The following is a 14,845-nucleotide window of genomic DNA, read 5'->3' as shown; positions in this document are numbered from 1 at the left end:
TCACTAAATCTGCGTATTGATCCCACTGAATGGCTCGGGCGATTTTGGCGGATGCGTGACATCCAGCGCAGTGCGGCAATAACCAACGTCCTGCCACGCACCATGCTTGAATCCCACCTCTGGATGCGTGCCGATGTGAGAGAGGCCAAGTGCTTTGTGCAGTCCCACGCTGCCTTTTTTCGACAACACGATCCGGCATGAGCTGTGTGAAAACCTTGCGTCCTCATATCGCCAGCACCACGTCATACCACGCCCGCCCGACTTCGCTACGATGCGCTTCTGCGTGTGCGAGCCAGCGACCTGGTCGTCTCGCACAGCAACCAAGTACGGGTAATTCGGCAGCGTCGCCTCCATCCGCTTGACCATCTCTTCGACTGAAGGCGGCTCAAGCTCAAACGAAATCACAGTATTCCCATCCAGCGGTGCATGGACTGCCGGATGGCTACTGCATCCAAACCTTGCGCAATCCTTACGATGATGTTGCTCATCGCCCATAGCCGTGGCCGAAGAAGTGCAGGAGCACCTAAAGCGGCAAAAAGTGCAGATCGGCATGTCAGCTCAACAGAGCTAAACTGAAGATTGCCGAGAATGAGTAACCAACTACTCCTGCGCAATGACTTTGAGGGCCTCACTATGACCATGCCGAATGAACGCACACGGGCAGTCATCCAGACGGGGAAATTTCTGCTTGAGCTATCCCAAGATTCATCTTTGCCCGAACGGATACGCCGTGACGCCAAATTTCTCCTGCGTCACTATCCAAATCCGTTTCAGATGCTGCTGGCGGGTCTGATCGAAGAAGCGTCAGATCCTGACGTGTCCCCAATGGGTCCGGTTTTCAGCTCTTCCACCGAAATCAGCTATCACTCCCCGATCACTTACGATACAGACGCGAAAGTCCCCAGATGAACGATTGGGATAGAGCTATCGGAGCCTTGGCTGCTGCTCGAAAAGTCGTGTTTTTCACCGGCGCCGGCGTCTCTGCTGCAAGTGGAATTCCAACATTTCGGGACAAGCTCACAGGCTTTTGGGAGAAACACGACCCTGAAAAGTTGGAAACAGCACGGGCTTTTCGAGAGAACCCTCAACTGGTCTGGGGATGGTACCTGTGGCGGCGTTCCCAAGCTGGCCAAGCCCAACCAAACGCCGCTCATCTTTCGATTAGCCGACTGGCGAGCACCGGCATACAGGTTTCGGTTATCACTCAGAATATCGATGACCTGCACGAGCGCGCGGGATCTCAGAACGTCATGCATTTGCACGGCAGCTTGATCAATCCGATCTGCTTTGCCTGCAAGCGTCCAGCGGAACTCACGACTGATCAATTTCAGGTTTCTGCAGAAGGACAATGGGTAGAGCCGCCACGGTGTAAGCGGTGCAATGGGAAACTACGACCTGGAGTTGTGTGGTTTGGAGAGGATCTGCCTGCCGGGGCTTGGAAAGCAGCATTGGCTGACGTCAAAAATTGCGACGTTCTGATCTCTGTAGGGACTTCAGGAATCGTCAGGCCTGCGGCGGATATTCCTGAAATCGCGTCGACATCTGGAGCGACGGTCATCAACGTCAACATTGCAGACGTTTGCCTAGGGGCTCCAAACGAGCTGATGCTCATGGGCTCGGCCGAGCAAGTGTTGCCTGCGCTGATGCAAGCCACACCCTTTTCATAGGACTGACAATGTCTTGGGAGCGCAACGCGACCGCTTTCGTAGCGCTTACTTTGCAGGCCCTCTGGGCTTAGGTGACCCTTTGGACTCTGATAGCAGTCGGCTGTACGCATCCTCTAAGCCTTCCCGAGTTTGCGCGGGCAATGCTGGCTTCTTCTCTCGCTTGGGCTTCGACGGGAGATTGGACGATGAACCCGGTGGATGGAGCTGCTCGAAAGTCTTACGCTCTTCGGCTGTAAGGGATGAAACAAAAACCTTCTCGCTCACTCGTGAAGCGCGATCGTCCTTGGCAAAGCTCAAGACGTTTGATGGCATCGGCACCGGGAACGGGCAACTAAGGTCAGGCCTCCCCCCGGTTTTGCTCTTATGAACGCTGAGGCGAATTAGCTCCTCGACGTCGTCCCTGCTGCTGGAGTAAGCGGCTGAAAGGTATGCCTTGTTGACGTCGTCCAAAGTAATCGTATGGCGACGGGCCGCACGAGTTTCAAGATACGCCACCTTGATCAGTTGAACCGCCAGACGCTTTATACCAAACGTCCAGCGATACAGCTCATGTACCAGAGCACTTGGATCTGCAGATACGCGCCCTCCGCTCACCCGTATGCATTCTAGAACATACTCCTTCCAGGCCTTCGAGTCAGGATGGTCCGGTAGCATGACACGGGGTTCAGAGAGAAGCCGTTGCTTGTCCTCACTGTTCCTTGTCAGCAATTTGTGACCGAGACTGTAGTTGGCCACATAGATCATCGGAACCCCAAGCCCGGACATGGTGAGGAGAATATCCGTAACGCGGGCTACCCCTTGTCCAGTGCTCTGATGCTGCATCTCTTCGAGCACCATTAGTGATACACCATCACGATTAACTCTACGCCTGCACTCCGTCAGTAGCTTTGATGTATTCGCTCTTACTCCTGTCGCGTCGCCACCGAGAAAGTCTTCCAACAACTGCCTGCCGCCAGCCTTACCCCTGGCGCTGGCGTACCAGTACGAGATTAATATATGAGGTTCGTGGTAATGAGCGGATGCATAAGGTGCAGGCCCAGGCATCACCTTCATCAGCGCACTAATAGTTTGGCTCTTCCCAACCCCTGCAAGGCCGGTGAGGCAGATAGGAAACGCCTCGTTCTCAGGGGGGTGATACAGCCGCCGCTGATATTGCTGGTCCGTGGAGAAACTCTCAGCCGAAAAGCTGCGCGCACGATCAACGCTGTCTTTGATGAAGTCCAAAGAAAACTGGTTGGGAAGGAATATCGTCTTCAGTACCTCTGACAAACGCTCAGCGGCCAATGCAGGGCTCAACTCCTCAAGCCCGGCTACCGGATCAGGTTGCACTGTAATCAAACTCCGGATATCAGCCAGCCTGTCCAGCCCGTCAAAGCGCGCAGAAAAGATGTTAGTCATTGCCTTTCCCCATCAACCGCTTCTGGTCGGCGGCATCACGCTCAGCCGCTCCTCCCTTCGCAGGACGCCCAGTCTTGCGGGTACCACTGTCCCAGGCTTTGCCTGTGGCGTGAAGAAATTGGGCATTGCGATCCTGAAGGATTACGGGCTTCTCCTCACGACGCTCCGCATTACCGCGCAGCCGATTATCATTGAGCACTTGAAGATCCGACAGCGAAATGTCGACGCTGCTGGGATGTACGCTCGCCGGCTTTACAAAGTCCAATTCGTACAAAACGCCTTCTAATTCGATCCAGATATGCCTGACACACATGGTCATCACATAAGCTTTGACCGGTATCTTGCCATTGAGCGCAATGCGGTCAAAAACCTCGGTGTCAATTAGCTTCGATGAATTGTACTTACGACCATAAAAATATACCCCACTCCTTTTGATGTGCGCCGGATGAAGTGTCAGGAATTCTCTCACGGCGTAGTCAAAACTTAACTCCGTGCCGGAATCGTAACCAAGATCACTATAGAAGTTGTAAATGTTATGTGGGGTGGGGCTGAAGCCCACTTCCAACATCTCAGGGGTCATTCTCCCTTCAGCATCTGAAACATGGTTATCGTAAATAGCTTGCAGAATATGCCGCTTGCATATCTCTACAAAGTTGAGAGAGCTATGAAAGTGTGTTGGCTGATCATTGTCAGATTTGGTCCTAGGATGCGACGATTCAACCGTTGCTTTCGACTGACCCGAGTGAGTAGGAGTCAGTTCAAGTCTGGATAACCAACTCATCATTTCGCCACGGGCCCTTGCTTCTGAACGAATCGGTACGCCCATGGTTGAGCCTGGCCCACGGTCAAAGACGATGTTTTGCGGCAGACCGTAAGTCGGCCAGTCTTCTTTTCTGATCGTCAGGCCAAACAACGACGCAAATTTGACCTTGCAAATGGCCATCGAGAACAGGGCCATGCGGTAGGCTTCCATGGTTTCTTTGTTTTCGGAGAAACCCAAGGCGACTACAGCACCAGACTGGCCACACACCCCTCGAACTATACAGGCCGAATCCATAGCGGATCCTTCGAGCAAGCCAGATATCTTGCCTTTGGGGTTATAGCCGTCAAATTCAACGAGTTGGTTTACATTGACCAGGTCATGGGCAAAGCTTCCGACAAAGCCAGACTTAGCTCGAGCCCCACTAATACCTCTGCGTGCTTTCCTATACGCCTTGGTACTTATCGCCTGACCAAGATAGTAATCGTACTGTCCTTTTGTGGGGAAGGGCTTACCTTCGGGATGATAGAACTGCTTATTTCCTGTCGATGTTGTAACAGGAACACAACCGAATTCACCCAACAACACGGCACCAAAGATTTCAGCGTCAGATTTAGTTTTATCATTGTATTTGATGAACCCGTTCAGGATAGAAGCCTGCATTTCGGGCGTAGCAGGAGATCGGGATTTGCGTCCTGACTTTGGCGGCCTTCCCAACATTTGCCCGTCTGGGGTCTGTTCCCTTTTGCCTCTGCCGCAGCGGTCGAACTTGGGCATAAGCGCCCACTTCGAGCGGCCGAACACCAGATAGCTAAAAAACCAAAACCTCAACCGGGCTGCATTCTGAGAAGGAGATTGATTGGCAGCATGAGCGTTGATGATCGATTCAGGATTGTCGCTAGAGAGGATCTCCTCGGCATCGGCTACCAAATCCGCTATGGCAAGATAACGCTTGTTAACCATTTCATCGTAGCTTTTCGTTGCCCTTACCCGATATTTTTCCAATTGTTCCACTGAAATGCCTTGGATGGCCATTAACCAAGGAGGTGTGGCGTCACTACCGCATTCCACAAGATCACCATTGGTCAGCGCCATATCAAATTCAGGCCGGGAAAGCGTTAGCAAACTCGCAGTGGTGCCCTCTTCATCAAAAAATACAAGGCGTGCCCTGTTTGCCCTGCCGTCACTTGCAAGGAAATAGTATTCGACATCCTTCGTCAGCCCTTTGAATCCTTCAGGTGCTCTCAGCTTAGAGCCAGTGATCATTCGGACAGTCCGGCAAAAAGTGAGCTATAGACCTGCAGAACATCCGGCGCAGACGTCACCAATGGATGGTCGATAAGGATCGGGTCAAACAAACTGACCGGTAGCTTGCGCTCCCATATGTCTTTGTAGATCTTCGTCAGAAACAGATCACGTCGCCCCCACCGCTGTCCGTACATCAAGGCAACGCACGCTACTCGTCTCCCTTGAGTGACACAGTCTTCGATGTCGTGTGAGAAATCCTCGAGAAGATTTGATTCGAGGCTGATCTCGCGATCATGGTAGCCATACAGAAGATCTAAGTTGGCCACTAGGACTGGATCCAGCAGATCTCTGGAAACCCTCACAGTTCTGATACCTGCACTGTGGTAGTAAACCTCTTCCAAGGCATGCCGCAAGCGAGCTTTCTCGCGGTGTTCTTTCTGTTTTGCCAAGCTCTTCAAACTTCCCCGAGCGACCTCATCAAAATCCTTCGCACTCAACTTTACTGTCCAGTTCACAGCGTAGGGGTCCGAGCCTTTCGGCTGGATATAGAGAAGCAGATCGCCCAAATAGGGGTGGGGAACCCTCTCGCGCTCACCATCATCGTAGGTCACGACAGCCGTAGCGTGTTTGAGACCGATTTCCTCTGCAACCAATGATGTTCCCTTCACTGGCAGAAGTTTCAGCCCAGCAGCTAAGGGGTTTCCTTGAAGTGGATGAACTTGTGGAATGGGGCTGAGCAATTTCTGCTCATGCAACTCGAAGACGTCGGGATTATAAAGGGCCAGTTGTGCGAAGATTCTTTCAGGGGTAGAAAGAAGATGCAGTGCTCGTCCAAGCTTCCTGCTATTAAGGCGGCATATACGAGAGCCCTTGGGTGCTTCACCAGGGACTGCGTAAATTCCGGATAAGTAATTATCTCCCCATTTGAAATGGCCTTGCCGGCCCATTATGCGGAGTAACGATTTTTTTAGATCCACTTTTTATCTACCATCCATTCAATCCTTAGCAGGTGACACATAACAGTCCACCTACATCGGTTGAATAAGCCATCCAATAGCGCGGGCATGACAATAGCTACACCACGCGCAGTATACTTTTCTGGAGACGAGCGGAGCCGTGCAGGGCTTGACGCCCTACGCGAGGGGATAGACAATGGATTCGTCAGGAGTCGAAAGCTGACTTATCCTCAAAGGCCCAAGGTCACACTTGGGCCTTTGTCTATCTGGCTCCTGGGTTTTCTATCCAGATTCCATGTTGTTTTTCCTCAAGCTTCAGTAATAGGCACTCAAACTACCTCATTTGAGATAGCTGCACTTTGATAGTAACCTCAACGCTAATTAGGCAGAGCTTGCATCGGTCGTTTGTTGCATCTTCAGTTTCAGTACTGCCTTTAGTAAACGTCCCTTAATGATGCATGTTACCGCCGAAAAATGTCGGTTGACAACTGGAATAAAACAGCCAAGTTGCGCCTCCGCCGGCGCTTTTTTACTGACTTCCCAGTGTTTTCGGTGCTTGGAGCGCCAAAAATAGGCATGTATAGATGACCCGGTAATTAAAAAAATATGCTAACTCCCCCCAGTTATGGGACCTACGATTCGTGAATAATCGTCCGCCTGTTTAGGCGAAACTGATCCGTAGCACGAGTAGCCGGCCGCTAAACTCGTTTCCTCTGATTCCGTTCGGAGGCCACATGAGCGTCACGTCAGATCAAGAATGGGTGACAGGGCAATTCCCTCGGCTGGACTGGCTACCCGACGAAACACTATTTAGCCTATGCAGTCGGCAGCATTTGGTAATGGGCAACCTTGACCCTGCGACTACATCGACCGCCGTGCTGGGTCTATCTGAGAAATTTATAAAGCATGATATTCCTTGCGGCATAGCAGCTTTAGAACAGAATGAATTTCATTATTGGGGAAACGCTGAGTCGATTCTTCTGCATCACACAATATTCTCAGTATTTGTACCGTTCCAAAATAAAACCAAAATTGAAGATGCAATAAAAACTATAAAAGGCGATCGAATTGATTCGCTTAAATATCGACTTGGCTTGGTATCAAGTGGTTTTGGCGCTGAACACCCGTTGAAAGCATGTCCGTATTGTATGCGCGAGGATATGTACGCCCATGGTGTAGCGTACTGGCATCTCACACACCAATATCCAGGTATGTTGATCTGTCCACGCCACCAAGCTTGGCTCATGGTATCCACCAAAAGTAGGCGATGGTCAGGTAGGTTTGAATGGTCACTACCTACGCAGGACTGCTTGGTCCAACAGGCCTCATCACAGAAGGTGTGGTCACGCCCGGCTTTTCTGAACTTGGCAAACAATGTCATCGATCTTGCGGCCATAGGCAGAGTAATGTCTCTAGAGCCCCGCGCCGTGGTTGCGACCTATCGAACAGCTATGCTCCAAAAGGGTCGATCTGCATCGCTGCTAGATCGCATAGAGCCGCTTCGTCGCTTTCATCTGTTTGATTCATTGCCGGAAGATGAGAAAAGCACTGATTCATTTATGAACCAGCTTATCCGTACTCCCCGCAGAAGCATTCATCCTATTAAGCATCTGGTGTTGATTGATTGGCTATTTGATGACCTGCACGCGTTCATAGAGGCCTACAAAACTGAAGTGGCCCGATTAGCCCAGCAAGTCGTAAGCGCTCCATCGCGAAGACCTGATGAGCAAGTCTCACTTTCAAACGCTGCGGTTCAAACTAAAAACACACCCAGGCCCAAACGTCTAAAAGGCCGGCTCAAAGAAGATCTGCTGTTGAAACTGGGCAAGGGCATTTCAAAGCAGGAGCTTTGTAAAGAGTTTAAGATCACTGTTTCTACGATCAACAAGCTGTTGCGTGCGCATCCAGTTATCAATGCCCAAGCTATTGAAGCTAGGCAAGCCCGGGAGATAGCGGAGCACAGAGCGGAGTGGCAACACCTGCACGGCTTGCATCCTGAACTGGGAGTCCAAGCTCTGAGGAACATAATCCCGTCTCTCTATGCCTGGCTTTATAGAAACGACAAAGCATGGTTGATGGTCGAAGAGCAGAACTTCGCCAAACCTGCTCAAGTTAGAAAGCACTCCGTTGACTGGGAGGCCCGGGATTCTCGGCTCCTCAGCACGTTACGAAGGGCGTGCAAATCGATCGCTGAACTGCAGCGGGGCCCGGTCACCAGGGCCGATCTTTATGCCAGGGTTCCCATGCTCTCGTCTTGCTTGGAAAATCGGGACCGATACGCTATGTCCAGAGCCTACTTGTCAACGGTGCTGCACCTCCAAGTCGACGGTTCTCCACGACAACGGGGCAATGCGGTATAGCCAGGGAGTTTCAGTAGCCCCTTCACGCCGGGTGAATACACGAACGAGGTGTAAGGACAGGAGTAAGATTTCGATCCTAGGGTTGGCCTTTCGCGCCCGTCAGCATTCTGGAGCTCCGTATACCGCGGCCACGAGCTTATATGCAGGCGACTAACACCCCAGGAAGCCGTACACACGCCGATAGGTGGCACGTTGCCCCAGTACTTGCACTCAACCGACGCAGCCCTTGCAGCCTGTTGGTTGAGCCTGACGATTATCCCGAGGTTCGGGACGTCTTGCTCAGGATTGAATTCGACATCTATATGTAATTAGTTCTGCCTTCCTTGTGCCGCAGTGAGAGTGAACAGTACCGTCGATCAAGCCAAAGATTGCGGATGCCAATCTTGCCGTATGAAGGGATGACCGATGCCTATATGAAACACTGCGTGGCAGCATCAGAATCCTCGTATAGTACCTTAGCTCTAAGAGCTATCTCAGCCTGTAGATACACGGCGGCGCATTCTTAACACATTCGGGTCGAGGTTGAAGACCTTTCCTCTTTGGTCGCTCAAAGTTGCAGCAGGGATAATACACCGGCCGCCAATCCCAAAGCCCCAAAATTTTCTTAGCTGGGTAAGGACAGCACCAAACCCCAACACCATGTTCATAGTCCTCTTCAACAAAGTGCGTTGATTCTTGATGCCCTGATATATAAGTCGACCACAGTGACTCGGTCGGGCGAATCTTATCCCCGTATGCTTTCACCTCACTAATAAAGTCAGCAAATTTTTCAAAGGCTCCGACTATAGCTTGGATAATAAAATCAGTGGATTCCCTGTGTGGGAGCCTGTTTACAGACCTTGCCTCCCTGACAATCTCCAGCCGCCATTTAACTTTATCTCCCAACTGCATGTTGGATCCGGAGTTCCAGATTGCTCGCTTTAAGTTATCGTCTTGATCGATTCTTTCATCCAAAACCGTGAGAACCGCCTCCTCCGAAAGGTGATGGGAGAATGACAGAATATCCCTGAAAACCTGAGCCTTCTTCAGCTCATAAAGATCCGTGTTCAACGTCACGGGGCAGTCTGTAAGATGTAGGCCCTCGCAGCTGGTCCACATCACTTCAAGATCATGACCTCCATGACAAAACTGCTTGTCACAAGAGGGGCAGCGCTTGATTAGCTCTACATTGTGCTCAGCGCAGACTTTCAGCTCACAACAGTGAGCGCGCCGCCAGAACGAGAACCCTAGGCGTTCCATATCTTCTTTTACACAAACTGGACAAAATCCTGATGGATTTCTATTTGAATCGTAGAGTCCTGAATCACCTATGTATTGGTCACCCGAGTAGGAGATATCTTGAATATTCTTAAAAACCCCCTTTAGCGGATAGTTAGTATGCCTATGAAGCATTTTGTTCAAGCCGTAGCAGCCAATCCACCCCAGCATTTCAGCGATTATTGCGATATCCGCCCTTAAGGGACGGTGTTTGGGAAATTGACGAAAAACTTTCTCGGAAGAATGTGCTCCTTTGATAAAAAGAGTTCTTTCCACAAAGGAACGCACAGTTTCCTCAGGCTGGATTGCTAAGATCATTATGGTCGTTAAAAGCCTAGAGTTGCGCCCAGAGCAGGGTGCGGAGGGAAGCAGCGCTGGCTACCAAACCAGAGGGTCCGGATGCACCAGCGACAGACTTTATTTAGTTCCGACAGACTTTATTTCGTAGCTTCAAAGGCCTCCAAGCACGTGGCTTATTACTCCACCGTCACCGACTTGGCCAAGTTACGCGGCTGGTCAACGTCGGTGCCTTTAAGCACTGCAACGTAGTACGACAGCAATTGCAGCGGGATGGTGTAGAGGATCGGCGACAGGGTGTCGTGGATGTGCGGCATGTTGATGACGTGGGTGCCTTCGCCGTTGGTCATGCCGGCTTTTTCGTCGGCGAACACGATCAGTTGGCCGCCACGGGCACGGACTTCCTGCAGGTTGGACTTGAGCTTTTCCAGCAGTTCGTTGTTCGGCGCGACGGTAACCACCGGCATGTCGTCGTCCACCAAGGCCAGCGGGCCGTGCTTCAGCTCACCGGCCGGGTAGGCTTCGGCATGGATGTACGAGATTTCCTTGAGTTTCAGCGAGCCTTCCATCGCCACCGGGTACTGTGCACCACGGCCGAGGAACAGGGTGTGGTTCTTGTCGGCGAACAGTTCGGCGACTTTTTCCACGGTACTGTCCATCGCGAGGGCTTCGCCCAGACGGGTCGGCAAGCGGCGCAGCTCCTCCACCAGCATGGCTTCGACGCCTTCGCCGAGGGTGCCGCGCACTTGGCCCAGGGACAGGGTCAGCAGCAGCAAGCCGACCAGTTGGGTGGTGAACGCCTTGGTGGAGGCCACGCCGATTTCGCGACCGGCCTGGGTCAGCAGGGTAAGGTCGGATTCACGCACCAGGGAGCTGATGCTGACGTTGCAGATGGCCAGGCTGGCGAGGAAGCCCAGCTCTTTGGCGTTGCGCAGAGCGGCCAGGGTGTCGGCTGTTTCGCCGGACTGGGAGATGGTCACGAACAGGGTATCGGGCTGCACCACCACTTTGCGGTAGCGGAACTCGCTGGCGACTTCGACCTGGCAAGGGATGCCGGCCAGTTCTTCCAGCCAGTAACGCGCGACCATGCCAGCGTGGTAGCTGGTACCGCAGGCGACGATCTGCACGTTGCGCACTTTGGCGAACAACTCGGCGGCTTGCGGGCCGAAGGCGTTGACCAGCACCTGGTTCTGGCTCAGGCGACCTTCGAGGGTGCGTTGCACCACGGAAGGCTGCTCGTGGATTTCCTTGAGCATGAAGTGGCGGAACTCGCCCTTGTCGGCAGCTTCGGCGCCGTCGCGGTATTGCACGGCTTCACGCTCGACCGAGTTGCCGTCCACGTCCCAGATCGCCACGCTTTCACGGCGGATGTCGGCAATATCACCTTCTTCCAGGTACATGAAACGATCGGTGACCTGGCGCAGGGCCAGTTGGTCGGAGGCGAGGAAATTCTCGCCCAGGCCCAGGCCGATCACTAGCGGGCTGCCACTGCGAGCGGCAACCAGGCGGTCGGGTTGTTTTGCGCTGATCACGGCCAGGCCATAGGCGCCATGCAGTTCCTTGACCGTGGCCTTGAGGGCAGTGGTCAGGTCGCTGTGGTCCTTCAGTTTGTGGTTGAGCAGGTGGGCGATGACTTCAGTGTCGGTGTCCGAGGTGAACACGTAGCCCAGGCCCTTGAGCTGGTCGCGCAGTGCTTCGTGGTTCTCGATGATGCCGTTGTGCACCACAGCCAGATCGCCGGAGAAGTGCGGGTGCGCGTTGCGCTCGCACGGCGCGCCGTGAGTGGCCCAACGGGTATGGGCGATGCCCAGGCGGCCGACCAGCGGCTCACCGGCCAGGGCCTGGTCCAACTCGCTGACTTTGCCCGGACGGCGCATGCGCTCCAGCTGGCCGGCATTGGTGAAGACCGCCACGCCAGCGCTGTCATAGCCGCGGTATTCCAGACGCTTGAGGCCTTCAATGAGGATAGCGGTAACGTTACGTTCGGCGACGGCGCCTACAATGCCACACATGGTATTTCTCCTAGATGATTGCCGCGCATATCAGCGTGATGCCGCGGGCTTGTATCTGGTCGCGGGCCTCAAGCGGCAGGCGATCATCGGTGATGAGGGTATGGACGCTGCTCCAGGGCAGTTCCAGGTTGGGAATCTTGCGGCCGATCTTGTCGGATTCGACCATTACCACGACTTCACGGGCGACTTCGGCCATGACGCGGCTCAGGCCCAGCAGTTCGTTGAAGGTGGTGGTACCGCGCTGCAAATCGATGCCATCGGCGCCGATGAACAGTTGATCAAAATCGTAGGAACGCAAAACCTGCTCGGCGACCTGGCCCTGGAACGAGTCCGAATGCGGGTCCCAGGTGCCGCCGGTCATCAACAGCACCGGCTCGTGTTCCAGTTCGCTCAAGGCGCGGGCGACGTGCAGGGAGTTGGTCATCACCACCAGGCCAGGCTGGTGACCCAGCTCGGGGATCATCGCGGCGGTGGTGCTGCCGCTGTCGATGATGATGCGGGCGTGTTCGCGCAAACGCAGCACGGCGGCCCGCGCGATGGCGCGTTTGTGTGCCGAGATGGGTTGGGCGGCATCGCCCACCAGTTCCTGAGGCATGGTGATTGCCCCTCCGTAACGGCGCAGCAACAGGCCGTTACTTTCGAGGGCCGCCAGATCCTTGCGGATGGTGACTTCCGACGTTTCGAAACGTTTGGCCAACTCGTCCACGCTGACTTCGCCCTGTTCATTGAGCAAGGTCAGGATGTTGTGGCGGCGTTGAGGGGTATTTCGTTTCGACATGGTAATGATAAGTTTCGTTTCGAAAGATAGCGAAGGCAATCAAAACCTATTGGTGAGCGTTCGTCAAGCAGTGGCCGCAATGTTTTTTAGGGCCACCACCAATCAAATGTGGGAGCAGGCAAGCCAGCTCCCACAGGAGATCGCATTCGCTGAAGAGTTGTGGATAACTCAGGTCTTGGGGAGTTTGACCGGGCGTTTCCAGCCGTCGATGTTGCGTTGGCGAGCGCGGGCTACGGCCAGCTGGGACTTGTCCACATTCTGGTTGATGGTTGAACCCGCCGCAGTGTTGGAGCCGTCGTCAATGGTGACGGGCGCGACCAGCGAGTTATTGGAGCCGATGAACACGTCCTCACCAATCGTCGTCTGGTATTTGTTGGCACCGTCGTAATTGCAGGTGATCGTGCCGGCACCGATATTGGTCCGTGCGCCGATAACGGCGTCGCCCAGGTAAGTCAGGTGACCGACCTTGGCACCTTCGCCGAGGCGAGCGTTTTTCAACTCGACGAAGTTACCCACGTGGGCCTGAGCGCCCAGCACGCTGCCAGGGCGTAGACGCGCGAACGGCCCTGCATCGCTGCCCTCGCCCATCACCGCGCCTTCGATATGGCTGTTGGCCTTGACCACCACGCCTTTGCGCAGGGTGCTGTCCTTGATTACGCAATTGGGCCCAATCACCACGTCGTCTTCGATGACCACGCGGCCTTCGAGGATCACGTTGATGTCGATCAGCACGTCGCGGCCCACGGTGACTTCACCGCGTACATCGAAACGGGCCGGGTCGCGCAAGGTGACGCCTTGAGCCATGAGCCGGCGTCCTTCGCGCAACTGATAGTGACGCTCCAGCTCTGCCAATTGCTTGCGATCGTTGGCGCCCTGCACTTCCATCGGGTCGTGGGGCTGCTCGGTGGCAACTACCAGGCTATCGCTCACGGCCATCTCGATGACGTCGGTGAGGTAGTACTCGCCCTGGGCATTGTTGTTGGACAGACGGCTCATCCAGTCCGCCAAACGGCTGGCCGGCACGGCCATGATCCCGGTGTTGCCTTCGGTGATGGCGCGTTGGGCTTCGCTGGCGTCCTTGTGTTCAACGATGGCGGCGACTTTGCCGTCGGCGTTGCGCACGATGCGTCCGTAGCCGGTGGGGTCGTCCAGCTCAACGGTGAGCAGGCCCATCTGACCAGGCACTACGTGCTTGAGCAAACGTTGCAGAGTGTCGACTTCGATCAGCGGCACGTCGCCATAGAGGATCAGCACGGTGTCAGCGGTGATGAACGGCACTGCCTGGGCAGTGGCGTGGCCGGTGCCGAGTTGTTTGTCTTGCAACACGAAATTGAGGTCATCCGCCGCCAGACGCTCGCGCACAGCATCGGCACCGTGACCGATCACTACGTGGATGCGTTGCGGATCCAGCTGCCGAGCGCTGTGGATAACATGGCCAAGCATGGAGTTGCCAGCGACCGGATGCAGCACCTTTGGCAGGGCCGAACGCATGCGTGTGCCCTGGCCTGCGGCGAGAATGACGATTTCAAGAGACATGAATGGCTACCAATCCTGGGCGGTCCGGGTTCAGACCAAAGAAGTGTTTTGCAAAAAAAGAAAAAGGGTAGCCGAGGCTACCCTTTTTAATCAATCACGCATAAGCATTACGGCGTGGCCGCTTACTTCCTGCGGATCTGCTGGAGCGTCCGCAGCTGGGCTGCGGCTTCGGCCAGACGGACTGCAGCAGCGCTGTAGTCGAAGTCTGCGCCTTTTTCGTTCAGCGCCTTCTCGGCAGCCTTGACGGCTTCCTGAGCGGAGGCTTCATCCAGGTCGCCAGCACGTTGCACAGTGTCGGCAAGTACTTTGACCATGTTCGGCTGAACCTCGAGGAAACCACCAGAGATGTAAAACACCTCACGTTCCCCGCCTTGCTTGGTCAGCGTGATCGGACCTGGCTTCAAGCTGGTGATCAACGGCGCGTGGCCCATGGCAATACCCAGGTCACCGAGTTCGCCGTGTGCAATCACCATTTCTACCAGACCGGAGAAGATTTCCCCTTCCGCGCTGACGATATCGCAATGGACTGTCATAGCCATCTGATTGCCTCAACCTGATGAGCGCCCGTCGCCGGGC

General features: G+C 54.3%; 12 protein-coding genes. 3 read left to right on the top strand and 9 right to left on the bottom strand.

Features of this window, described 5'->3' with window-relative positions:
- Window positions 1–3 precede the first annotated feature (3 nt).
- A complete protein-coding gene (locus TU75_RS11300) occupies window positions 4–405 on the bottom strand; it encodes a GNAT family N-acetyltransferase (protein WP_231981881.1) in 402 nt (133 codons plus the stop codon).
- 183 nt (window positions 406–588) lie between these two features.
- On the opposite strand from TU75_RS11300, the gene TU75_RS11295 reads away from it, so the two are divergent.
- Window positions 589–909, top strand: coding sequence for a BPSL0761 family protein (locus TU75_RS11295; protein ID WP_231981880.1), 321 nt, complete (start codon window positions 589–591; stop codon window positions 907–909).
- Entirely contained in the window at window positions 906–1,667 is a 762-nt protein-coding gene (locus tag TU75_RS11290) for an SIR2 family NAD-dependent protein deacylase (RefSeq protein WP_060548974.1), read from the top strand. The genes TU75_RS11295 and TU75_RS11290 overlap by 4 nt, the downstream gene beginning before the upstream one ends.
- Before the next feature lie 45 nt (window positions 1,668–1,712).
- Here TU75_RS11290 and TU75_RS11285 read toward each other — a convergent pair whose 3' ends face one another.
- From TU75_RS11285 to TU75_RS11275, 3 genes are read right to left on the bottom strand one after another with little or no spacing between them, the layout of a single operon-like run.
- Window positions 1,713–3,065, bottom strand: coding sequence for a P-loop NTPase family protein (locus TU75_RS11285; RefSeq protein ID WP_060548973.1), 1,353 nt, complete (start codon window positions 3,063–3,065; stop codon window positions 1,713–1,715).
- Window positions 3,058–5,091 (bottom strand): hypothetical protein, encoded by a 2,034-nt coding sequence (locus TU75_RS11280; RefSeq protein ID WP_060548972.1) that lies wholly within the window; start codon window positions 5,089–5,091, stop codon window positions 3,058–3,060. Before TU75_RS11280 ends, TU75_RS11285 begins: the two co-directional genes overlap by 8 nt.
- Window positions 5,088–6,050 (bottom strand): PDDEXK family nuclease, encoded by a 963-nt coding sequence (locus TU75_RS11275; RefSeq protein ID WP_231981879.1) that lies wholly within the window; start codon window positions 6,048–6,050, stop codon window positions 5,088–5,090. The genes TU75_RS11280 and TU75_RS11275 overlap by 4 nt, the downstream gene beginning before the upstream one ends.
- Window positions 6,051–6,763: 713 nt before the next feature.
- On the opposite strand from TU75_RS11275, the gene TU75_RS26465 reads away from it, so the two are divergent.
- Complete coding sequence (locus TU75_RS26465) at window positions 6,764–8,389, top strand: TnsD family Tn7-like transposition protein (RefSeq protein WP_082630365.1); 1,626 nt, start codon at window positions 6,764–6,766, stop codon at window positions 8,387–8,389.
- A gap of 468 nt (window positions 8,390–8,857) precedes the next feature.
- On the opposite strand, the gene TU75_RS11260 is transcribed toward TU75_RS26465, so the two are convergent.
- The 5 genes from TU75_RS11260 to TU75_RS11240 all read right to left on the bottom strand — a co-directional run bounded on the left by TU75_RS11260 (window position 8,858) and on the right by TU75_RS11240 (window position 14,808).
- Window positions 8,858–9,964 carry a TniQ family protein gene (locus TU75_RS11260; protein WP_060548970.1) on the bottom strand — a complete coding sequence of 369 codons (1,107 nt, stop codon included), beginning with the start codon at window positions 9,962–9,964 and terminating at the stop codon, window positions 8,858–8,860.
- 158 nt (window positions 9,965–10,122) lie between these two features.
- Window positions 10,123–11,955, bottom strand: a complete 1,833-nt coding sequence (gene glmS, locus TU75_RS11255) for a glutamine--fructose-6-phosphate transaminase (isomerizing) (protein WP_003233556.1) — start codon at window positions 11,953–11,955, stop codon at window positions 10,123–10,125.
- Window positions 11,956–11,965: 10 nt separating this feature from the next.
- Window positions 11,966–12,733 carry a DeoR/GlpR family DNA-binding transcription regulator gene (locus TU75_RS11250; protein WP_060548969.1) on the bottom strand — a complete coding sequence of 256 codons (768 nt, stop codon included), beginning with the start codon at window positions 12,731–12,733 and terminating at the stop codon, window positions 11,966–11,968.
- Window positions 12,734–12,901: 168 nt separating this feature from the next.
- Window positions 12,902–14,269, bottom strand: coding sequence for a bifunctional UDP-N-acetylglucosamine diphosphorylase/glucosamine-1-phosphate N-acetyltransferase GlmU (glmU, locus tag TU75_RS11245; protein ID WP_003233560.1), 1,368 nt, complete (start codon window positions 14,267–14,269; stop codon window positions 12,902–12,904).
- Window positions 14,270–14,391: 122 nt separating this feature from the next.
- Window positions 14,392–14,808 (bottom strand): F0F1 ATP synthase subunit epsilon, encoded by a 417-nt coding sequence (locus tag TU75_RS11240; RefSeq protein WP_003233562.1) that lies wholly within the window; start codon window positions 14,806–14,808, stop codon window positions 14,392–14,394.
- Window positions 14,809–14,845 lie beyond the last annotated feature (37 nt).

Origin of the sequence: Pseudomonas poae (genome assembly GCF_001439785.1) — a bacterium.
GTDB lineage: Bacteria > Pseudomonadota > Gammaproteobacteria > Pseudomonadales > Pseudomonadaceae > Aquipseudomonas > Aquipseudomonas poae.
The sequence above is the reverse complement of the archived record's forward strand: the minus strand, read 5'-3'. Positions and strand labels throughout refer to the sequence as shown.